We start from the raw sequence: 20,223 nt of genomic DNA, 5'->3' as shown, positions 1-20,223 counted from the left end.
GATACATCATAGGGACCAGAAAATAGTTAGAAAGCGGAAGATTCATGAAAAGGAAGGCTCCACCTTTTTGTGGTCTTCCTCTTCTTTATCTGTCTACCCAGTTGTTGGATTGATTTGATGGCGTTCAGAAAGTGCAGCGAAGGGCCAGCACTTTCTTGCACGTTCATATCGTATATTTTCATAGTGACAACAATCAAATTTCGTCGTTGGTGGTATCACTTGTTGTGACTGCACGTTATTAAAAACGCATTAGTTCTTGCTAAATTCTCATTGGATTGCGCAATGCAATCGAATTAGCTTTGCTTTTGATTTAGATATAAGAGATGAAGCTATTTCGATTTGGAGAACCCGGAAATGAGCGTCCGGGTGTGATCATTACGGGGGAGAAAAGAGACGTTTCCAGTTTTGGGGAGGATTATACGGATGATTTTTTTTCGAGCGATGGTCTACAGCGATTGCAAGCATGGCTCCCCATAAATCTAATGAACTGTCCGCATGTTCCGGGACACGTCCGGGTAGGGCCTTGTGTAAGCAGGCCCAGTATGATGATTTGTGTCAGATATAATGAGGTAGTATATGGTCTTGAGACAAAAATCTCAAGGCGACAGGAGCCGATTCATTTCTTTAAATCGTCACCACCGTTAGGGGGAGGCTGTGACAACGTGGTGCTTTCTCACGAGTTGTCTGATGCCGAATGGGAAGTCGAGTTAGCTGTTGTAATCGGGAGAACTGCCAAAAATATTGACGAACGCATCGCACTTAGCTATGTCGCTGGGTATGCCGTACACAACGATTTTTCTAAACATCCTTCCCGTCAAAGTGACTTGTCATCGCATGACTTCCATTGGCCAAATAGGTTATCACAACTTGGCCCCCTGCTGGTGACGGCAGATGAAGTATCAAACCCAGATGATCTCCGCGTTTGGCTGAATGTGAATAATAGGACGGTCAAAACATCAACTACGGCGGATATGCTTTTTTCAGTTTCCTACTTAATTAGCTACCTCAGCAGGTTCGTTACGCTCCAGGCGGGTAATATCATTTCATTGACGCTTCCTTCCGGCTTGGGCGGGATTCTGGAATCTCACCAATATGTTAAGACCGGGGATTTCATAGAGCTTGGTATACAAGGACTGGGTGTACAGCGAAAAGAAGTCTTAACGAATCAGAATCAGTTTAAATCTACCTTACTATAATTGAAATGAAATACTATAATTGAAATGCAATTCAATGTATTGAGTGTATGAACAGGGTTTTAAAGATTCATCCCAAGGACAATGTGCTGGTAGCCTTGACAGATCTAGCAAAAGGAGAAGGCATTCATTTTGAAAACAATGTCTTTGTGCTGGCCGATGCTGTACAGGCTAAGCATAAGTTTTACATGCAGGATATGCAGGCGGGGGACAGCGTCATCATGTACGGCGTCTTGGTCGGAAAAGTAACCCAGCCTGTTTTCAGAGGGTCTATCATGACGACCGCCAACCTGAAACATGCCGCCCAGCAATATGGGTACCGAAATGTCGTGCCACAGTGGCAAGCCCCCGATGTGTCCAAATATCAAACGCGGAAATTTTTGGGCTATCACCGCACTGATGGCAGTGTGGGTACAGCCAATTATTGGTTGTTTTTGCCTACCGTATTTTGTGAGAACCGAAATCTGGATGTCATCAAGGAAGCTTTACACAATACACTCGGTTATGCGGTAACGCCCAAGTATAAAAATTACGCAGATCAATTACTCCAGGCCTATACGGCCGGCGATTCTCTTACATCGTTTAATCCAGACAGTCTGCAGGCGACATCATCGAAAGGGCGGTATTTTGAAAATATAGACGGGATTAAATTTTTAAATCACCATGGCGGTTGTGGTGGCACGCGGCAAGATGCTAACACGTTGAGTAGGCTGTTATCAGCGTATGCCAATCATCCCAACGTTGCCGGTGTAACCATTCTGAGTTTAGGATGCCAGCACTTGCAGACACAAACATTACTGTCTGATATTAAGCGAGGTGAGACATTTCAAAAACCAATTCTGGTTTTTGAACAGCAGCAAATGCAGAGCGAGGAGCAGTTGATAAAAATTGCGATTCATCAAACGTTTATTGGACTTACCCAAGCCAATAAGATTGAACGTACGCCTGCGTCCCTCAGTAAACTTTGTGTGGGTGTAAAATGTGGTGGCAGCGATGGCTTCAGTGGTATCAGTGCAAACCCGGCTGTTGGCTATACAGCAGATTTATTGGTAGCGCTGGGCGCGAAAGTGTTGCTGGCTGAATTTCCTGAACTCTGCGGCGCAGAACAGGACATGATCGATCGTAGCGTAACCCAAGCGGTCGCTGAAAAATTTATTCGGCTCATGGACACCTACAGTGCTGAGGCCCAGGCTGTGGGCTCCGGCTTTCACATGAATCCCTCTCCTGGTAATATCAAAGACGGGCTGATTACAGACGCCATCAAATCCGCGGGTGCGGCAAAGAAAGCCGGAACTTCTCCTGTGGTCGATGTCCTTGATTACACTGAACCTGCTACAAAACCAGGGCTAAGTCTTGTGTGTACACCGGGAAACGATGTGGAGGCTACTACGGGCAAAGCTGCATCGGGCGCCACCTTGATTTTGTTTACCACGGGTCTCGGGACACCCACCGGCAACGCTGTATGTCCTACCATTAAGGTGGCCTCCAATACCCCTCTGGTCACGCGCATGGGCGACATCATCGACATTGATTGTGGGCCGGTAATCAGCGGTGAGAAAACGATCGTTCAAATGGGGGAAGAAATTCTGGAGTATTGTATAAACGTTGCGAGCGGTGAGGTTATTCCAAAGGCCGTCCAATTGAATCAGGATGATTTTATTCCCTGGAAACGCGGCGTGTCGTTATGAAATGCAAAACAGGATGCTTAGCCAGTCACGGTTAATTGGTCCGAAAAAAAATAGTGATGTCAGAAATAGAATCTTAAACTTATGTTCTCCTTACAAAATAAAAGGGCTGTTATTACCGGTGCCGGTAGTGGCATCGGCAAAGCCATCGCCTTGTTGTTTGCCCAGCAGGGTGCGGAAGTTCACATCCTTGAATTACGTGATGAAGCAGCCGATGAAACCGTGCGCGAGATAACTGCCCAAGCTGGGAAAGCAAAAGCGTATGCTTGTAATGTGGCACATCAAATCGCCGTGGTTGACGCGTTTGCCAGTATTGGCGCATTTGATATCCTGGTGAACAATGCGGGTATAGCGCACATTGGCCGGGCGGATACTACCACAGAAGCGGATTTTGATCGCGTCATGAGCATCAATGTGAAAGGAGTATACAATTGCCTCTTTGCCGCCATTCCTCAGATGAAAAAGCAAGGTCGCGGCGTAATCATTAACATGACCTCGATTTCAGCGCACGTGGGTCTGAACGATCGTTTCGCGTATTCTACTGCTAAAGGTGCAGTAAAGGCAATGACGCTTTCTGTCGCAAAGGATTATTTGCAGGACCATATCCGCTGCAATTGTATTTCACCGGCTAGAGTGCACACACCTTTTGTGGATGGTTTTTTGGAAAATAACTATGCAGGTAAAGAAGCTGAAATGTTTGAAAAATTGTCAAAATCTCAGCCGATCGGGCGCATGGGAATGCCTGTAGAAATCGCCGCGTTGGCATTGTACCTGGCGAGCGAGGAAGCCTCTTTCATTACGGGCAGTGACTATCTGATTGATGGCGGCTTTGTAACCTTAAACGGGTGACGATGACCTGGCCATTCAACACTCGGTATCCGTCCATTGAAGATTTAAGACAACGTGCGCGCGGTCGAATTCCTGGCTTTGCCTTTGAGTATCTAGACGGAGGTTGCAATGAGGATGTAAACGTATTCCGGAACACGGCCGAACTGCGCAAAGTAGAACTTGTGCCACAGTATATCACCGACCATGTAAGCTCTGATTTAAAAACTGAATTGTTCGGTCACCTATACGATGCACCGTTCGGCGTAGCACCGGTGGGCCTACAGGGTCTCATGTGGCCAAACGCTACGGAGATATTGGCCAGTGCTGCCTTTCGGAATAATATACCTTTTGTGCTTAGTACAGTAACGACGAGTAGCATTGAGCGCATCAGCGAGCTCACAGAAGGACGGGCCTGGTTTCAATTGTATCACCCGGCAGAAAACAGCCTTCGTGACGACCTTATTAAAAGATTGGAGGCAGCAAATTATCCGGTGCTGGTGTTGTTGTGCGATGTCCCGTCGTTTGGCTACCGCCCGCGTGATATCCGAAATGGATTGGCCATGCCGCCACGCATGACCGTTAAGAACATCTGGCAGATCATGGGACGCCCTGCCTGGGCCATACAAACATTGATACACGGACAGCCTGAGTTTTCCACGCTTAAACCCTATATGCCCGGTGAGATGAACATGAAACAATTGGGACAGTTCATGAACCGAACATTTTCCGGAAAACTCAGCAAGGAAAAGATTGCCGCCATACGCGATCGTTGGAAAGGAAAAATCGTGTTAAAAGGTGTAGTGAGTGAAGAAGATACGGCTATGGCGCTGACCTTGGGATTGGATGGCATCATCGTGTCCAATCATGGTGGAAGACAACTGGACGCGGGACAATCGGCCATTAAAGCCATACAACCGATTGTCAAAAACTATAAGGGCAGGCTGAAGATCATGATGGATAGCGGTATTCGTTCCGGTCCGGATGTTGCACGGGCTATGGCCCATGGTGCCGAATTTACATTTATGGGGCGAACGTTCATGTACGGCATTTCGGCATTAGGGAGTGAAGGAGGCGATCACACCACTAATATTTTGAAAACACAATTACACCAGGTGATGGATCAGTTATGTTGTGCAACAACAGGGGATTTTTACAAACACCTGCCTAAGCAGAGCACAGGGGATTAGCCAAGTGAAAAGTTATTTTAAAAAGGAATATGAAATTAATACGCTTTGGAGAAACAGGGAAAGAGAAAGCAGGGGTCATGAGTAATGATACCCGATACGATGTCTCACAATTCGTGTCGGATTACAATGAAGATTTCTTTGAAAACGATGGCCTGTCAAAACTGAAGGAGCTTGTATCGAAGCAAAAGGACACCTTGCCAAAAGTTGAAGCCTCCATTCGTCTGGGCTCACCGATAGCCCGGCCTTCGAAAATTGTGTGTATTGGATTAAACTACCGTGATCACGCCTTGGAAACAAATGCTACCATCCCGGCAGAGCCGATCCTATTCTTTAAGTCGACAACAGCGTTGTGTGGCCCAAACGATAACCTGGTGATTCCTAAACACAGCACAAAAACAGATTGGGAGGTAGAGTTGGCAGTAGTAATGGGAAAGAAAGCGAGTTATGTGGAAGAGGAAAATGCACTTCAGTATGTTGCCGGATACTGTTTACACAACGACTACAGCGAACGGGCGTTCCAATTGGAGCGCGGAGGACAATGGGCGAAGGGCAAAGGCTGCGATACGTTTGCACCGCTGGGTCCATTTTTGGTTACGAAAGATGAAATTACAAACGTCGATCGTCTGGAGATGTGGCTTACCGTGAATGGTAAAAAATATCAGGACAGCAATACATCAAACCTTATTTTCAAAATTCCTTTTCTTGTTCACTATCTGAGTCAGTTCATGACATTACTTCCCGGTGATGTCATCAGCACAGGAACACCGGCTGGCGTTGGCCTGGGTATCAAACCGGAACCGATTTACATTAAAGCAGGAGACGAAATAGAGCTCGGCATCGAGGGGCTTGGTAGCAGTAAACAACGCGCGGTGACGTACTGTGCATGAGGATGGATAGTTTCTAAGTTTTTAACATGCCCACGAGCAGTTCTGGAGGCAGATTGCCGATTTAGTAAACTTTAAAACAACATTATGGATTTTCAATTGAAGGATAAAGTAGTAATTGTTACCGGCGGAGCCAAAGGTATTGGCTTAGGCATAAGCCAGGTATTATCCCAAGAGGGAGCTATTCCAGTTATCGTTGGCCGAGCTGAAAAGGACAACCTGGACGCCGTCAGAATGATCGAGGAGCGTGGAGGTCGGGCCAGACAGTTCGTAGCGGAACTGTCTGAGCCGGCAGCAAGCCAACAAGTGATTCAGCACATTGCGAAAATATTTGATCGCATTGATGGATTGGTAAATAACGCAGGCGTCAATGATGGGGTAGGGCTTGAGCATGGAAGTTACGAAGGCTTTATGGCGTCCCTGCATAAAAATCTTGTCCACTACTATCTGATGGCGCACTATGCGTTGCCGTACTTGATTAAAAGCAAAGGTTCCATTGTAAACATCGGTTCGAAGACAGCCGAAACTGGACAAGGAAATACTTCCGCTTATGCAGCCTCTAACGGTGGCCGGAACGCGCTTACTCGTGAGTGGGCCGTTGAGTTATTAAAGTACGAAATCCGGGTGAATGCGCTCATCGTAGCGGAATGTTATACACCCCTGTATGAAAAATGGATCCAAACATTACCCAATCCAGAAGAGAAATTAAAACTTATTGAATCAAAAATACCCTTGGGACAACGGATGACTTCGGTAGAGGAAATCGCTAACATGACTGTCTTTTTGCTCAGCGAACGATCAAGTCACACTACGGGACAACTCATTCACGTGGACGGTGGATATGTTCATTTGGATAGGTCCTTATAAAAAAAGTTATAATTTTAATGGCTATAGTTCGCTTGCCTTTCGGCGTTCTAGTAGCTCGGGGTTGGGCCTTCTGCCGGTGTTATGTACTTCAACTATTTTGAACTAAGGCTAAGCAATCTTGTAAAATTCAAGCGCATTCAATCCGAAGATCGAGGCCTGTTCAGGTTTGGAAAACGAACGGAAGTAGTTTTCCACCATTCGGAGTTGCTGTTCGTAGTCAGTTGATAGCAAGCAAACGGGCCAATCAGATCCGTAGATAAGGCGTTTTAGGCCAAAGGATTCCACCACTGTGTCTAAATAGGGGCGGAAGTCGTTTTCACTCCATTCTTTCCAGCGTGCTTCTGTAGTCATTCCTGACACTTTGCAATAGATGTTATCAAAAGAGGCCAGACGCTGTATGTCTTTTGCCCAGCGGGTAAATTCGCCTCTAGCGATGTCGGGTTTGGCGATGTGATCAATGACGATGGGTTGGGCTGGTAAAAGCCTGACCAGGGCTGCGGCCACCGGCAGATGTGACGGTTTGATGAGGAGGTCGTAGCAGTAGTTATGGTGGTGAAGTAAACGAAGCCCCCGAATAAAGCTGGGGTCAAGCATAAACTCCAGCAGGGGCTCGTCTTGGATCACGTGACGAAATCCGCGGATCAACGGTTGCTGTGCATAGGCTTCCAGCTTGCTTTGCAAACTTTTGTCTTTCAGGGGTACCCAGCCGACAATCCCTTTAATGAATGAACTTCGTTTGGCCAAGGAGAGCATGAATTCGTTTTCAGCTTCGTTTTGTCGTGCTTGTACAGCAATACAGCCGGCGATTCCGTGACGGTGAAATATTGGTTCGGCATCCGTTGGTATAAAGTCGCGCCTTATGCCTGACATCGTCGTGCCGATCCAAGGATATTCTTTCTCTGAGTACTGCCAGAAATGAACGTGCGAGTCGATTTTCATTATGATTTTGTTCTTGCCAATGGGTTTCAAGGGATCCTGTTTAGAACCGGGAGATGAAGCAGTCGTGAGGACAGGTATAGGCTATGACGTTGATAACAGTGGATCGTCGTTTGATTTAAAAGTCTCTCCCTCGGTGCGGATGTAGTCCAGGTGAATGGATTGGTCCTTGGCGAGATGATCTAGGAAAAGTGTTATTAGATCTGGAAGTCCTTCCAACGTGGTTAAGTCTTGCCCCCATAGGGTGGTATTTGCTAATATCTGGTAGACCATCTGGTTAAGGTTTGTTGAACGCCAGGCCTGGTTGAACGCTTGGATGACTTCCGGTAGGTCTTTGACGGGGAGATTGCTGCCTCGCCATACGCCTTGGTAAAAACGAATCCAGCAGGCCAGGGAATATGCTATCCCTGGAGGGATCGTGCCCTTGATGCTGTAATAGTCAAGCAGCGATGGCAATGCGCGGACCCGAAATTTGGAAATTGAATTTAAAGCGATGCTGCTCAATTGGTGCTCGAAAAACGGATTTTTAAAGCGCTCCAGAACATCCCGTGCATATGCGTGAAGAGCGTCTTGGTCGGCGCGGAGCGTTGGTAATATTTCTTTGTATAAGATGCGGAGAATCGCTATTGATAACTCGTCGTCTTCGAATACCGAACGAACGCTGTGAATGTTCTTGAGCAATGCCATCGACGTCATCAGCGTATGCAGGCCGTTGAGAATTCGGACTTTTCGAATGCGGTACTGCGCGAGGTCCGTGGTGAAAACTATATTGTGAGATAATTTGTCAACTGGAAATTCATTCGCGACAGTGTGAGTGCCCTCGATTGCCCAGAAGTAATAGGGTTCGGCCTGCACCGGAATTTCGTCTATGTAGCCAGTTGTTTTTTCAACTTCGTGCTGTAGTTCCGATGTGACCCCAGGAACAATTCGATCAACCAACGTATTGCAGAAGATATTCTGGGTATTTATCCAGTCGGAAAATTGCGTTGCATCGGTAAACTGCTGCGCATAGCGAAGAATAATTTCTTTTAGAATAATTCCGTTGTTTTCGATGAGTTCGCAGGGGAGTATAATCAACCCTGGTAGCCCTTCCTGGTACCTTGCGTAAAGAAAGGTGGTAAGGCGAGCGGGAAACGTGATGGGTGAAATACCCTCAATCAACACTTCCCCACCATCGGTAATTCCGGCTTCCGTTGTGTTGGAGATTACAAACCGCAAGGACGGTGTCTTCGCCAAACCTTGAAAGCAAGTATAAGACTCGGTCGCATGAATGCAGGAGTGAATGCACGTGATGAGTCTGGTGGAGGCTACCCGACGACCATTTTTGTATCCCTTCTCAAGCAGGTGGTAAAGGCCGTCTTGTTTTGTGATGGGATTGTTCTTCTCTGGCGTTTGGGATTGGACAATGACGACACTTCCGTTGAAGCCGCATTTGTCGTTTAGTTCTTCAATAAAGAGATCGGCAAAGGCGCGTAGAAAATTTCCGCCACCAAATTGGACTACCTTGATGGGAGGGATTGGTCCCACGCCGATTGTTGTTCTATTTAGAAGTCTACTCATTATTTTCGTGAGTCAGTATTTGAGTATATCCTTGATATGGGTGAGCGTCTGTTTGATAGTGAACTGTATTTCATTCACGTTCCCTTGATTGACAAGGGCATCGGGAAATAATTTGGAACCTAGTCCAATACATTTTACGCCCGCGGCGAGCCACCTGGCCAGGGATTGTTTTGAAGGATCAATACCTCCGGTAGCCATCAGATGCAAGTCTGGCTTTAGGGCCATGACATTTGAGATGAATCCTGGGCCGAGTACGCCGGCTGGAAAAATTTTAATAATCGGAGCATTCAGTCTTTGCGCAAGGAATATTTCGGTGGGTGTTGCGCAGCCGGGAATCCAGGGCGTATTGTACTGGCTACAGCATCGTTGGGTAGCACGATCTACGATTGGGGCGACAATAAATTCTGCGCCTGCCGAAATAAAAATTTCCGCTGATCTACGATCGGTGATCGTCCCCACTCCAAAAAGCATGTTTTCAAAGTCTTTTCTTCTTTCCATAAGTAGGGCGAAAGTCTGCAAGGCTTGACTGCTGCGGTTGGTAAATTCAAAAACGCGTAGCCCGCTGTCATAACAGCAGCGAACCAATTGGGTAAGGGTCTCAATATTGCTCTCGCCGCAGATGGGCATTAGAGTGGCGTTCTTAAGGCGGGAAACAATGTTGGTGTCAGGCATATTCATTATCGACGCAATTGTCCTACCCGTTCGTTATTTACTAACGCAGTCACTTCTTGAACGGATAACAAATTCACATCCCCTTTGATCGTGTGCTTTAGCGCACAGGAGGCTGCTGCAAAATTTATAGTTTCGACATCCGTGTAACCGTTCAGGATACCGTACAGAATCCCTGCCATAAATGCATCGCCGGCGCCAATCCTATCAACAACGGGAGCGATATGGAATGTTTCCGATTCGCTCACGTTTCCTTTCGACCAAAGCGTAGCGGAGATGGACTCGTTGCTTGCATTTTTGGTGTGTCGATGAGTAGTGGCTATTTGCTTGATGTTAGGAAATCGGTTAATGGCCAGGTTGCACATGTCTTCAAATGAGTTGGATGGGATGCCGGCGCTGTTTTTAAAGTCCTCAGTGCCTGCAATAATCAAGTCTGAGTGCGCGATAAGTTCCGGCATGATGTCTATGGGTGCCTTTCCATATTTCCATAGGTTGCGGCGGTAGTTGATGTCGCCGGAAACACTAACCCCCATGCTCTTTGCTGTCTGCACGGCTGTCAGGCAAGCTTCTGCCGCGGATGCAGATATTGCGGGGGTTATACCCGACCAATGAAACCATTTTGCTTTCGCCAGAATATTTTTCCATTCCAGTCCCTTAAAAGTAGCCTCGCTAAAAACAGAATGATATCGATCGTAAATGATTTGCGGGGACCGCAAGGATACGCCACCTTCGATATAATATGTTCCCATGCGGCCGGAGCCGGGTAATGCCTGAACATTTACGCCTAATTTGTTGAATGCTTCAGCAGCACACTTTCCGATTGCATTTTCGGGAAGCGCGGTGATATGCATACAGGGACTACCCCAGGATGCGAGTGCACCCGCTACGTTGGCTTCGGATCCTCCGAACGTAATGGCCAATTGTGAGGATTGTGAAAAGCGATTTTGATCAGACGTTGAAAAGCGAAGTAGGATTTCACCGAAGGTTACGATTTGCGACATGAATGATAGAACTTACTTCATGACTATGGCCACGAAAGTTTGCGTTGAATTTTGGTCAAAGATGATTTGCTATCGGTCGTGATAGCTAGCCAAATCTTAGCAAGATATGGTGTACGATTAGCTGTTTTGTGGGAGGGACGGACTAGGAGGAGCCAATTATTCACCGGAGAATGCCTGTGGATCCGAGCTTGAAGATGATTGTAGCCTATTGTGTCTTAGTCGGAACCGACAGCGTGTAGCGTGGTCAGGAGCGCTACACACACGAAAATGTTACGCCTTGCTGACGATGCATCATTTTTGATCTGCTTGCTTTCGTGTCGGCAACATGTGTAGCGCTTCAATGGCATTAAAAATCGGAATGAATTCGATGCCTAGTTCGGTGAGATGATACTCAACGTGAAGCGGTTTCTCTTGGATCACTCTTCGCTCGACAATATTTGCTGATTCAAGTTCTCTGAGTGCGTTCGTTAATCCTTGTTTAGTTGCCTCAGGCAACAGTCGTGAGATTTGGCCGAAACGTACAGGACCTTGTGTTGCGTAGCGAAAAATGCAAGGTTTCCATTTTCCGGTCAGGAGTTTTAGCAGGTATTCCTTTGGACATTCTACAATAATTTCAGGATTCTTGGTAGTCATAATTTTTTGACTAATTGATTGTGACTGTTGGTGTTTATTCCTTGTTCCAAAATAAACAAAAAAATTATGCAAAAGACCATCGAGTCGGTTCTGAATTTTAAAAGCTCAAACTGGAGAGCAGTTTTGTGCCTGTCGTTTATATTGGTTTCATTTTGCGTGCACGGCCAGGGAACCTTTGCGGAGCGTTTGGGATGGAAAAAAGGAGAGCGGGTTTTGATTTTTCACGTTGACGATGTTGGCATGTCTTATGAGTGCAACAACGGAGCCAAGGATGCAATTGACTATGGCATTGCTACCTCAATGAGTATAATGATGCCCTGTCCTTGGGTTCCGGACATTGCAGCATATGTCCGAGACCATCCGCACGTGGATGCGGGCCTTCATTTAACCTTTACGGCAGAATGGAGTAAGTATCGGTGGATGCCCGTCTCAGGGACAGGTACTCCCGGACTTATTGACCAAGAGGGAGCTTTATGGGATAACGTTCCAGATGTAGTAAGGCATGCGACGTCGGAAGAAATCGAGATAGAGATGCGTGCTCAACTAAACAGGGCAAGACGCATGGGAATGAGTCCAACCCATCTGGATACGCATATGGGTACGTTGTGGTCGACGCCCGAGTACCTTGACAGGTATGTAAGCTTTGGCATTAAGGAACATATTCCGATTCTGTTTACAGCGGGTCATAACACTTTGCTGTTAAAGCAGATTCAAAGCGGCCCACTCGAGGGATTAAAAAAATTGACTGCTTTTCAGAAGGCAGACACACCCGAGCACGTACAGCACTACAACGACGCCATTCGTGCCGTTGGGGAACGGTTGTGGGATGGCGGGCTTGCGGTAGCGGATGACCTTTACGTTTCCAGTTATGATTGGGAACTTCCCAGCAATTGGGTTCGAACGGATGAGAATTGGAGAAAGTTTAAGGTTGAGAGGTATAAGGAATTGCTTAGGTCTGTCCAGCCTGGGATTACGGTCATCCTGCTACATTGCGCGGATGCTGGATCTGCTTTTCAGTCTATTAGCGATTCGGGTGACACAAGACGTGCTGACTGGCTCGCGATGCTCGATGACGGATTAAAAGAATATATCGTGCGAGAAGGTTTTGTATTGACCACCTGGGCAGAAATGCAGCGACGACGGGATGGGCAGAACGGCAATCGCTAAGGTAAGTCTGGATACGGAGGTATTTGTAGGGGTTTCAGGAGCATGGTGGTACAGCAATATGAGTACTTTAGGGTGATCACGAACTGAACGTATATTTTTCAGCCTTCAACTTGCTAATATCGCATCAGTGTATGCTAATAGATCATAAAAAAGTCGAGCATCCCGTTTTTACCTTGCGGTGTTAAGGTGTTAAGATTTCAAGGAATTAAAGATCATTACGATCTTTAAAGTATACCTGACGATCAGGTGCCAAAGTAGCTTTGAAGGATAATAGGAATGAATTTACTAATGAAAACACAATTGATTATTTTTCTTTGGGTTGCGACTTCATTTTTTCTGTGCGGTCATGCGCATGGTCAAGTTGATCTTTTTGTCGCTGCGCAAGGGAACGACAATAACCGAGGTACCAAGGAGAAGCCTTTTGCGACCCTACAGAAAGCGAAAGCTGTGGCCCGGGAAACTGCCGGTAAGGTGACGGTATATGTCCGTGAGGGGACTTATTATTTAAATGAACCCCTTGTATTTACCCTCCTTGACAGCCGGGAGGATGGTGAGGAAATGGTTTTCAAAGCCTATGGCCATGAACGAGTAACCATTAGTGGCGCGAAAGTTCTGTTACCCAAGTGGCACGTTCTCAAAAACGGCCTGCACATGGCAAGTATTCCTGACGATCCTGTGTTCGACCAACTGTTTGTTGACGGCAGGCAACAGCCGATGGCGCGATATCCTAATTTCAACCCCTTGCGGCGTCATTATAATGGCACATCTGCAGATGCCATCAGCAAGACGCGAACGGAGCGTTGGAAGGATCCTTCAGGTGCTTACCTTCATGCTCTTCATGGAAGCGAATGGGGCGACTTTCACTTTTTGATCACCGGTAAAGATTCAACCGGCAAGCTATTGTTGGAGGGTGGTTTTCAAAACAATCGAAGAACGGGTATGCATACGCAATACCGATTTGTTGAAAACGTACGGGAAGAACTCGACACTCTAGGCGAATGGTATTATAGTAAACAGGATCGTAAACTCTATTATCTTGCGGCGAACAATTTGCGTGGAGCAAAGATTGAATCGCCGCAGTTGCGGCAGTTGTTCGAGTTCCGTGGAAGCCAAGCATCGCCTGTTCGCAATATCACATTGGAAGGGCTCACACTGGTTCATACGCTGAGAACGTTTATGGAGACCAAGGAGCCATTACTGCGCAGCGACTGGACAATTTACCGGGGTGGTGCTGTGTTGATGGAAGGGGCGGAGCAATGCATCATCAAGAACTGCACGTTCGATGCTATTGGTGGAAACGCTGTTTTTTTTAGTAACTACAATCGAGACAACCAGGTTGTTGGTTGTGAAATTGTGAATATCGGAGCGAGTGGCGTATGCTTTGTCGGCGATCCGGGTGCGGTGCGGTCACCCAGTTTTGAGTATAATCAATTTGTTCCCTTGAACGCCATGGACATAGTGCCGGGCCCCAAGACTGGAAACTATCCGGCGCGGTGTCTAGTGTATGATAACCTGATTCATGATGTTGGTTTAGTAGAGAAGCAGGTTGCCGGAGTTCAGATCTCGATGGCACAAGACATCACCGTCAGTCACAATACTATTTACAACATGCCACGCGCCGGCATCAATGTCAGCGAAGGCACATGGGGTGGCCATATCTTTGAATACAATGATGTTTTCAATACCGTGTTGGAAACGGGTGACCATGGTTCATTCAACAGCTGGGGACGCGATCGGTATTGGCATCCCAATTACGATTCCATGAAAAGCAGGGTGATGGCACTTCCAGGCCTGCCTCTTTTGGATGTCGTGAATCCCATCGTTATTCGCAATAACCGCTTTCGTTGTGATCACGGTTGGGATATCGACTTGGACGATGGTTCCAGCAATTACCACATTTATAACAACGTTTGTCTGAATGGCGGCCTAAAACTACGCGAAGGGTTTTACCGCGTTGTGGAGAATAATATTATCATCAATAACTCCTTTCATCCGCATGTGTGGTTTGCAAACAGTCATGACATCTTTCGGCATAATATTGTCACTCGACATTATTTTCCCATACGCGTGAGTAATTGGGGCGATCAGGTTGATTACAATCTTTTTCCCGATTCCCTTGCTCTGGCGCAAGCGCGGTCCGGTGGGACGGACTTACACTCAAAGGCGGCTATGCCTGATTTTGTCAATCCTATTGAGGGGGACTATGCTGTCGCAGAGAACTCGGCCGCGTATGCGATAGGATTCCGGAATTTTGCAATGGATAGCTTCGGCGTTCTTTCGCCTTCCCTCAAAGCTCGTGCGTTAAAAGTCCAACTGCCTGTGATACTCGACAATACAGAGTCGCGCGAGCACCGGTACGCGTGGATGGGAATGTCTATTAAAAACCTCACGACACTGGGTGAACGCTCGGCTACCGGTATGGCCACGGAGGCGGGGGTGTATGTGTTGGAAGTGGAGACGTGGAGTTTCTGGTCGAAATATCTCCGTCCCAATGATGTGATACTGGCCTTAGGGGATACTACCATCAAAACCGTCGAGGATTTGGAGCGTTCTTTTGGTGCACTATCGTCGGGGGAGGTGGCGATGACCGTATTCCGCTCTCAGGCAGCACTCAAGTTGATTGTTCGGCGGTAAAGGATATGACGCGATAATTTCGTTAGGATGATCGGACTTGCTAAAAGATCATCACACCAGGCTAGTAGATAATCATGAAGTGTTATAGACGGTCAATATCTTTGACATATTCAAAGACTAATTCAACGTCGATTAAACCCTAATTGAACGTCAACGCGCGAACCGCCTAAAGACTGATGAACGTATGATGACCAAAATCCTGTCACTACTATTTGTTCTTTGTGTTGTACTTTCAGAAGTGCACGGGCAGCAGCGTGACATGAATGAGATGTGGGATGGGAAAGCCGAAAACGAATCTGCCTTCGGTAATCGTGGGAGGGTGTTTCGCGAAGGTAGGTACGCCATGTTCGTGCATTGGGGCTACTACTCGTTGCTGGGCAACCAGTGGAATGGAAAAACATATTATGGCATTGGAGAGTGGCTTATGAATAGTCGGATGGCCGATCTTAGCGTGGAAGACTATAAGAGCAAAGTTGGATTATTTAACCCTGTAAGCTTTAATGCTGATAGTCTGGTTGCCCTGGCCAAAAATGCCGGAATGAAATATATCGTAATTACCAGCAAGCACCATGATGGTTTTGCAATGTTTCGATCAAAATATTCCGCCTTTAATATCTATGATGCGACCCTTTTTAAAAGAGACCCGATGAAAGAGATGGCCGCAGCTTGTAAAAAAGCTGGTTTAGGACTCGGGTTTTATTACTCACAAACACAAGACTGGACCACCCCTGGAGGATTTCACGGACCAGTGAAAGATAAGAACGGAAAGGAAGTAACGTTTGATATGTATTTTAAGACCCGGTGTCTTCCTGAGGTAAATCAACTCACCACAGCATATGGACCAATTGCCTTAGTGTGGTTTGATACGCCGGCCAACATTTCTAAGGAGTATGCCGCGCAATTGGTGGACTTAGTCCATAAAAACCAGCCGGATGCGTTTGTCAGTGGAAGGGTAGGGCACGGCCTTGGCGATTATTCAACCTTGGGTGACATGGAGGTGCCCAAAAAAAATATACCGGGTCTATGGGAAACCGTGGAGGTAACCAATGATTCATGGGGCTATGCATGGTATGATCAAAACTGGAAAACTCCAAGACAGGTTTTGGCCTTACTACTATCCACCATTGCGCGCGGCGGAAATTTTATGATCAATGTCGGGCCGAAGGGAGATGGGACGTTGCCCACTCAGCCCGCTCATGTTCTTAGAGCAGTAGGTGACTGGGTGAAGCGTCATCAAAAAATTGTCTATCAAGGGAAACCATCGCCTTGGAAGCACGCTTTGCCGTGGGGCGATGCCATCGTTGGGGAAAACAAGATTTCGCTCCTGGTATATGACTGGCCTTTGTCCGGGCGTCTGTTTGTTCCGGGGTTAAAAACGTCCGTACTGTCGGCTAGACTCTTGGATGCCGGCGCTGGGCAGCCTCTTCCGTTTGCGTTGGAGAATGGTTGGCTGATATTGCAAATTCCGTTTGAGCGCCCGGACCCTATGATGTCTGTTATTGAGCTTAACACTGAAGGTGTGATTGCAGCAGATGAGGGATTGGCTATCGATCCTCAGATTCGAACAACCTTAGAAGCAGACTTTGCGCTTTCAACAAACTGTGACATGAAGAGCAAACAATGGATGGAAAAGTTTGGCGAGTGGAAGCATATAAAAGAAGTTACCAATTGGCAGCCTGGTGGGACTGCAACCTGGACGATTGACGTCCAGGTGCCAGGAGACTATCAGGCCTTCGTGAATTATACAGGCAACGGGCGACTGGTTTGGCGCATAACTAGTGACGAGGGACATTTGGTCCAGAATCAACAAAATTCCTCATCGGTATATCATGACTACCCTTTGGGTTGGCTGCAGTTTGATAAGGGCGGAACACATACGATAACCATTGAACTGTTGGAGGGTGATCGCAATAGTGCAAGTCTTGCTTCTGTGGGTTTTGAACCCGTGCAATACTAAGTGCGCTGAAAAGCCAAGTCATTGATATCGTTTGATACTGATATGATGATGGCGATTTTGTATAAGGTATATCCGACCATTTTTTTTTTTTTTTTTTTTGATATGTTACTTATTTTTAAGAAGAGTGCAGAGAATGTCAACAGTTCATCGGCGGCAATTGTGAGCTTTGATTTGGAGTCGAATGTAACCTTTGTCACCTTTGAAGGTCTTCTCGACCATGCTATGGCTGAACGTGTAACGCGCGTGGTCATTCGGTTTCTTAGGGACAACAATTGTTCATTTGTTGTAAACGACCTAAGCCGTGTCAAGAGTATGCACACGAAATTCCTTCAAATGAATGAAATTCGGACGGGGCTAAAGTATGGCGTGGAAAAGTATGCCATCGTGGTCTCGGAACAGCGGTACAAAAAACTAAGAATTTTCGAACTCGGGAGAAGAATTGGTGATTTTGAAGTGCGAATTTTTAAGTCTTTGGTGAAGGCTAATCGCTGGGTGTTAGATGTGGTCACCTTAGAACCGAATGTATTATGAGGCATTAACTCGGGGCAGCACTGCCGATTTTCTTTATTTGCTATTCATGTCGTGTTACCTGTGTCTACGAGAGAATTCCAGCCAAGTGATAGTCGATATGTATCTAATGGCATCTTGAGTTGCAGAGGCCATAGGATACAGGAGCAATAAGATGTATGTTCTACTATGCAGATCCGTTCTCTGCCTTCCTCGCCAGGTGTTGATGACCGAAAGGCCGTCCATTCGGCCCCTTTAACTAGTGATTATGATATCCATCCTTGAGGCGTTGCAGCATCTATGGTTGTCAACCAATAGGCCTTAAGTTTACCAACTTTTATAGATATCTTTATTGAGTTTTTACACTTCCCCCATCTTGTAAATCACCTCCGAGAGAGGGATCGATTCGGCTCATTCATTACCTTCAGTCCCGCCCCAATTAGGTTGTGATTTTTTTGGCTAAACGTGCCAAGGTCAGGACAAAACCCATGGTCAATTGATGCAAAGTGAAGGATGTGTTACGCTGGATTGAATCTGCTAACTGCCTAATATGTAACCTTTTATAGTTTGTTCGTGATCTATTGGGACGAGGAAGTTTCATTGGACTTTGATATCTTTGGGTAGCCCATCTATCCTCTCTAGTATGATCTTGAAATTTCTACTATTGATCATTTTCATTTCACCTTTTCAGGTGTTTGGTCAAAAGGATCCCCGTCGAACCAAAATCGAAATTCTATACGATTCCGCCTGGAAGATGAAGGGCATCAACACAGACAAAGCGTTTCAGCTGCTTCATCAGATGGACACGATCGCCCTATATTCAAAGGACCCAAGGGACGACATTCAAGTTCTTGAAATAAGAGCATGGCTGAATAATCCTCATAATGTGTTGAATGGTCTGGCCAGTATAAGGCAAGCCATCGCGCTAGCCAATGCTAAAGCCATCCATCAATACGATCGGCGCCTTTTTTACGTTGCGGGCGGACTCTTTAAACATACTAATTTGGATTCCGCTAACTATTATCTTGAAACATCCTACCACCTGGCCAGATTGAGTAAGGACAGTGTTGTGATGAGCAATGCACTAAACACGATGGCGTTTATAGCCATGGATCAAGGTGATTTTATTAAGGCTCTGAAGTATTTGCAAACCTGTGAGAAATATTTCTTTGGAAAGCAGCCCGCTAAAATGGTTACCAGTAAACTTAATCAATCTCATGCTTTGTCTGCTGTCGGTCTAGAAGATAGGGCTATTGAACTTGCTAAACAGGGCATTGAGCAAGCCCTGCAAGAGCATTACAAAGGGTATGAAAATCAGCTTATATCGCTCTATGGAAATTTAATTGAATCTCTGCTGAAATTAAATAAACCACTTGAAGCCTATAGGTATTGGCGCAAAATGATGGTAGAAATCCCGCACGTTCATGATCTACCTGAGTACTCTCATTTTACGCTTACCATCGGTGAAATTTACCTTGCCCTTGACAGCCCTGCCTTGGCGCTTTCTGCTTTAACAAAGAATGTTCCAAACCCTAAATTTGGGTCTTACAGAAGGAATGCAGGCATCTTCTATGCATACGGGCAACTTGGGGATCGCAAGAACCAAAGAGAAATGGCGCAAGAACTTATTCGCAAGATCCCAAAAGTAAAAAGTGTTGACGGAAGCATGAATACGTTTAAGATCGCAGAGCAGGCATTCGAATTCCTGCAGATGAATGATAGTGCATATCACTATCATAAGCTTTACTTTGAGAGTTATCAACTCCTGTACAGCCAAAGGCAACTAGGTGAGATCTTGCAAGATGAATTCAATGCTAAATTGGTGTTGGAGCAATCTGAGGCGGCTATGGAGAGAAAGATCTTGGAGTCGGAAATTCGGTATAACAAGCAGAGGTTTTTATTTGTAGTTGCTGTGACCGTTTTGCTTGCATTTATTGTTGGCTTGCTCATCATTCGATACAGGTCTGCCAGAAGATTTAATTCATTGTTGAATCAGCGTGTTGAGGAGCGCACACAAGAACTTTTCGAAAAGAATAAGCAATTGTCCGAATATGCGTTTATAAATGCTCATAAATTGCGCGCTCCTGTGGCGAGAATTTTAGGACTTCTCAATCTTCCCTTGGATGAGAGACAAGGGGCGGAGCCCTCTGCTCTGATGGCCATGTTGAGGGCAGAATCCGAATCCTTGGACAATATCGTGCGATCGATTACCAAGGCAATTGAGGATAAGAGGATGTTTGATCGCAATGATATTAGAATGTGAACTTGGTCGATAACTATGGATCTTAGCTGTCTTTTTCAATTCTTTTCAAGTAGAACGGTAATGATTGTTTTATTTTTCAAGCAAGCTTTTAGTCAAAGGTATCTTCCAGGGTTTGTTTCGTAAAGCCGGTTGAAAAGTTTAATCAGTTCCTTAGGTTAATCCATCATCACAGATTGGTAAATTATCGTAGCCTTACGTAAATGTTGGCTTGTAAATTTGATTCATTACTGATGTGGTTATTAACGTCACGTC

At 46.1% G+C, this 20,223-nt stretch carries 16 protein-coding genes; 11 read left to right on the top strand and 5 right to left on the bottom strand.

What is annotated here, in order from left to right; translation table 11 throughout:
* Nucleotides 1–542 precede the first annotated feature (542 nt).
* The 6 genes from JI741_RS31300 to JI741_RS31275 all read left to right on the top strand — a co-directional run bounded on the left by JI741_RS31300 (nucleotide 543) and on the right by JI741_RS31275 (nucleotide 6,644).
* Entirely contained in the window at nucleotides 543–1,196 is a 654-nt protein-coding gene (locus JI741_RS31300; RefSeq protein WP_202016394.1) for a fumarylacetoacetate hydrolase family protein, read from the top strand.
* A 47-nt stretch (nucleotides 1,197–1,243) separates the two neighbouring features.
* Nucleotides 1,244–2,881 carry a UxaA family hydrolase gene (locus JI741_RS31295; RefSeq protein WP_202016391.1) on the top strand — a complete coding sequence of 546 codons (1,638 nt, stop codon included), beginning with the start codon at nucleotides 1,244–1,246 and terminating at the stop codon, nucleotides 2,879–2,881.
* Nucleotides 2,882–2,962: 81 nt separating this feature from the next.
* Nucleotides 2,963–3,727, top strand: a complete 765-nt coding sequence (locus JI741_RS31290; RefSeq protein ID WP_202016390.1) for an SDR family NAD(P)-dependent oxidoreductase — start codon at nucleotides 2,963–2,965, stop codon at nucleotides 3,725–3,727.
* A gap of 2 nt (nucleotides 3,728–3,729) precedes the next feature.
* Nucleotides 3,730–4,893 carry an alpha-hydroxy acid oxidase gene (locus tag JI741_RS31285; RefSeq protein WP_202016389.1) on the top strand — a complete coding sequence of 388 codons (1,164 nt, stop codon included), beginning with the start codon at nucleotides 3,730–3,732 and terminating at the stop codon, nucleotides 4,891–4,893.
* A 29-nt stretch (nucleotides 4,894–4,922) separates the two neighbouring features.
* Nucleotides 4,923–5,780 carry a fumarylacetoacetate hydrolase family protein gene (locus JI741_RS31280; RefSeq protein WP_202016388.1) on the top strand — a complete coding sequence of 286 codons (858 nt, stop codon included), beginning with the start codon at nucleotides 4,923–4,925 and terminating at the stop codon, nucleotides 5,778–5,780.
* A gap of 84 nt (nucleotides 5,781–5,864) precedes the next feature.
* Nucleotides 5,865–6,644 carry an L-fucose dehydrogenase gene (locus tag JI741_RS31275; protein ID WP_202016385.1) on the top strand — a complete coding sequence of 260 codons (780 nt, stop codon included), beginning with the start codon at nucleotides 5,865–5,867 and terminating at the stop codon, nucleotides 6,642–6,644.
* 108 nt (nucleotides 6,645–6,752) lie between these two features.
* On the opposite strand, the gene JI741_RS31270 is transcribed toward JI741_RS31275, so the two are convergent.
* The 5 genes from JI741_RS31270 to JI741_RS31250 all read right to left on the bottom strand — a co-directional run bounded on the left by JI741_RS31270 (nucleotide 6,753) and on the right by JI741_RS31250 (nucleotide 11,443).
* Nucleotides 6,753–7,613: an amidohydrolase family protein gene (locus JI741_RS31270; RefSeq protein ID WP_202016383.1), complete on the bottom strand. Its 861-nt coding sequence runs from the start codon at nucleotides 7,611–7,613 to the stop codon at nucleotides 6,753–6,755.
* 51 nt (nucleotides 7,614–7,664) lie between these two features.
* On the bottom strand, nucleotides 7,665–9,140 hold the full coding sequence (locus JI741_RS31265; RefSeq protein WP_202016381.1) for a tagaturonate reductase: 1,476 nt from the start codon (nucleotides 9,138–9,140) through the stop codon (nucleotides 7,665–7,667).
* 12 nt (nucleotides 9,141–9,152) lie between these two features.
* The gene (locus JI741_RS31260; RefSeq protein WP_202016378.1) at nucleotides 9,153–9,812 is read right to left on the bottom strand and encodes a bifunctional 4-hydroxy-2-oxoglutarate aldolase/2-dehydro-3-deoxy-phosphogluconate aldolase; all 660 of its coding nucleotides are present in this window, start codon (nucleotides 9,810–9,812) and stop codon (nucleotides 9,153–9,155) included.
* A 5-nt stretch (nucleotides 9,813–9,817) separates the two neighbouring features.
* Nucleotides 9,818–10,810: a sugar kinase gene (locus tag JI741_RS31255; protein WP_202016377.1), complete on the bottom strand. Its 993-nt coding sequence runs from the start codon at nucleotides 10,808–10,810 to the stop codon at nucleotides 9,818–9,820.
* 291 nt (nucleotides 10,811–11,101) lie between these two features.
* Nucleotides 11,102–11,443: a winged helix-turn-helix transcriptional regulator gene (locus JI741_RS31250; RefSeq protein WP_202016375.1), complete on the bottom strand. Its 342-nt coding sequence runs from the start codon at nucleotides 11,441–11,443 to the stop codon at nucleotides 11,102–11,104.
* A gap of 66 nt (nucleotides 11,444–11,509) precedes the next feature.
* On the opposite strand from JI741_RS31250, the gene JI741_RS31245 reads away from it, so the two are divergent.
* The 5 genes from JI741_RS31245 (at nucleotide 11,510) to JI741_RS31225 (ending at nucleotide 19,971) form a co-directional block, all read left to right on the top strand.
* Nucleotides 11,510–12,610 carry a polysaccharide deacetylase family protein gene (locus tag JI741_RS31245; protein ID WP_202016374.1) on the top strand — a complete coding sequence of 367 codons (1,101 nt, stop codon included), beginning with the start codon at nucleotides 11,510–11,512 and terminating at the stop codon, nucleotides 12,608–12,610.
* A gap of 288 nt (nucleotides 12,611–12,898) precedes the next feature.
* Nucleotides 12,899–15,244: a PDZ domain-containing protein gene (locus JI741_RS31240; RefSeq protein ID WP_202016373.1), complete on the top strand. Its 2,346-nt coding sequence runs from the start codon at nucleotides 12,899–12,901 to the stop codon at nucleotides 15,242–15,244.
* Between the two features lie 184 nt (nucleotides 15,245–15,428).
* Nucleotides 15,429–17,201: an alpha-L-fucosidase gene (locus JI741_RS31235; RefSeq protein ID WP_202016372.1), complete on the top strand. Its 1,773-nt coding sequence runs from the start codon at nucleotides 15,429–15,431 to the stop codon at nucleotides 17,199–17,201.
* Between the two features lie 42 nt (nucleotides 17,202–17,243).
* Nucleotides 17,244–17,732 carry a hypothetical protein gene (locus JI741_RS31230; RefSeq protein WP_202016371.1) on the top strand — a complete coding sequence of 163 codons (489 nt, stop codon included), beginning with the start codon at nucleotides 17,244–17,246 and terminating at the stop codon, nucleotides 17,730–17,732.
* 619 nt (nucleotides 17,733–18,351) lie between these two features.
* Nucleotides 18,352–19,971, top strand: a complete 1,620-nt coding sequence (locus tag JI741_RS31225; RefSeq protein WP_202016370.1) for an ATP-binding protein — start codon at nucleotides 18,352–18,354, stop codon at nucleotides 19,969–19,971.
* The last annotated feature ends 252 nt before the right edge of the window (nucleotides 19,972–20,223 follow it).

The organism is Chryseolinea lacunae (assembly GCF_016735595.1).
Taxonomy (GTDB): Bacteria; Bacteroidota; Bacteroidia; order Cytophagales; family Cyclobacteriaceae; genus Chryseolinea; species Chryseolinea lacunae.
The sequence above is the reverse complement of the archived record's forward strand: the minus strand, read 5'-3'. Positions and strand labels throughout refer to the sequence as shown.

What these genes read in the sequence shown, in the direction of transcription:
- JI741_RS31275 (WP_202016385.1), top strand. Translation starts at nt 5,865, where the DNA reads ATGGATTTTCAATTGAAGGATAAAGTAGTAATTGTTACCGGCGGAGCC.
- JI741_RS31295 (WP_202016391.1), top strand. Translation starts at nt 1,244, where the DNA reads ATGAACAGGGTTTTAAAGATTCATCCCAAGGACAATGTGCTGGTAGCC.
- JI741_RS31245 (WP_202016374.1), top strand. Translation starts at nt 11,510, where the DNA reads ATGCAAAAGACCATCGAGTCGGTTCTGAATTTTAAAAGCTCAAACTGG.
- JI741_RS31235 (WP_202016372.1), top strand. Translation starts at nt 15,429, where the DNA reads ATGATGACCAAAATCCTGTCACTACTATTTGTTCTTTGTGTTGTACTT.
- JI741_RS31255 (WP_202016377.1), bottom strand. Translation starts at nt 10,810, where the DNA reads ATGTCGCAAATCGTAACCTTCGGTGAAATCCTACTTCGCTTTTCAACG.
- JI741_RS31290 (WP_202016390.1), top strand. Translation starts at nt 2,963, where the DNA reads ATGTTCTCCTTACAAAATAAAAGGGCTGTTATTACCGGTGCCGGTAGT.
- JI741_RS31265 (WP_202016381.1), bottom strand. Translation starts at nt 9,140, where the DNA reads ATGAGTAGACTTCTAAATAGAACAACAATCGGCGTGGGACCAATCCCT.
- JI741_RS31280 (WP_202016388.1), top strand. Translation starts at nt 4,923, where the DNA reads ATGAAATTAATACGCTTTGGAGAAACAGGGAAAGAGAAAGCAGGGGTC.
- JI741_RS31240 (WP_202016373.1), top strand. Translation starts at nt 12,899, where the DNA reads ATGAAAACACAATTGATTATTTTTCTTTGGGTTGCGACTTCATTTTTT.
- JI741_RS31300 (WP_202016394.1), top strand. Translation starts at nt 543, where the DNA reads ATGATGATTTGTGTCAGATATAATGAGGTAGTATATGGTCTTGAGACA.
- JI741_RS31285 (WP_202016389.1), top strand. Translation starts at nt 3,730, where the DNA reads ATGACCTGGCCATTCAACACTCGGTATCCGTCCATTGAAGATTTAAGA.
- JI741_RS31225 (WP_202016370.1), top strand. Translation starts at nt 18,352, where the DNA reads ATGATCTTGAAATTTCTACTATTGATCATTTTCATTTCACCTTTTCAG.
- JI741_RS31250 (WP_202016375.1), bottom strand. Translation starts at nt 11,443, where the DNA reads ATGACTACCAAGAATCCTGAAATTATTGTAGAATGTCCAAAGGAATAC.
- JI741_RS31230 (WP_202016371.1), top strand. Translation starts at nt 17,244, where the DNA reads ATGATGATGGCGATTTTGTATAAGGTATATCCGACCATTTTTTTTTTT.
- JI741_RS31260 (WP_202016378.1), bottom strand. Translation starts at nt 9,812, where the DNA reads ATGCCTGACACCAACATTGTTTCCCGCCTTAAGAACGCCACTCTAATG.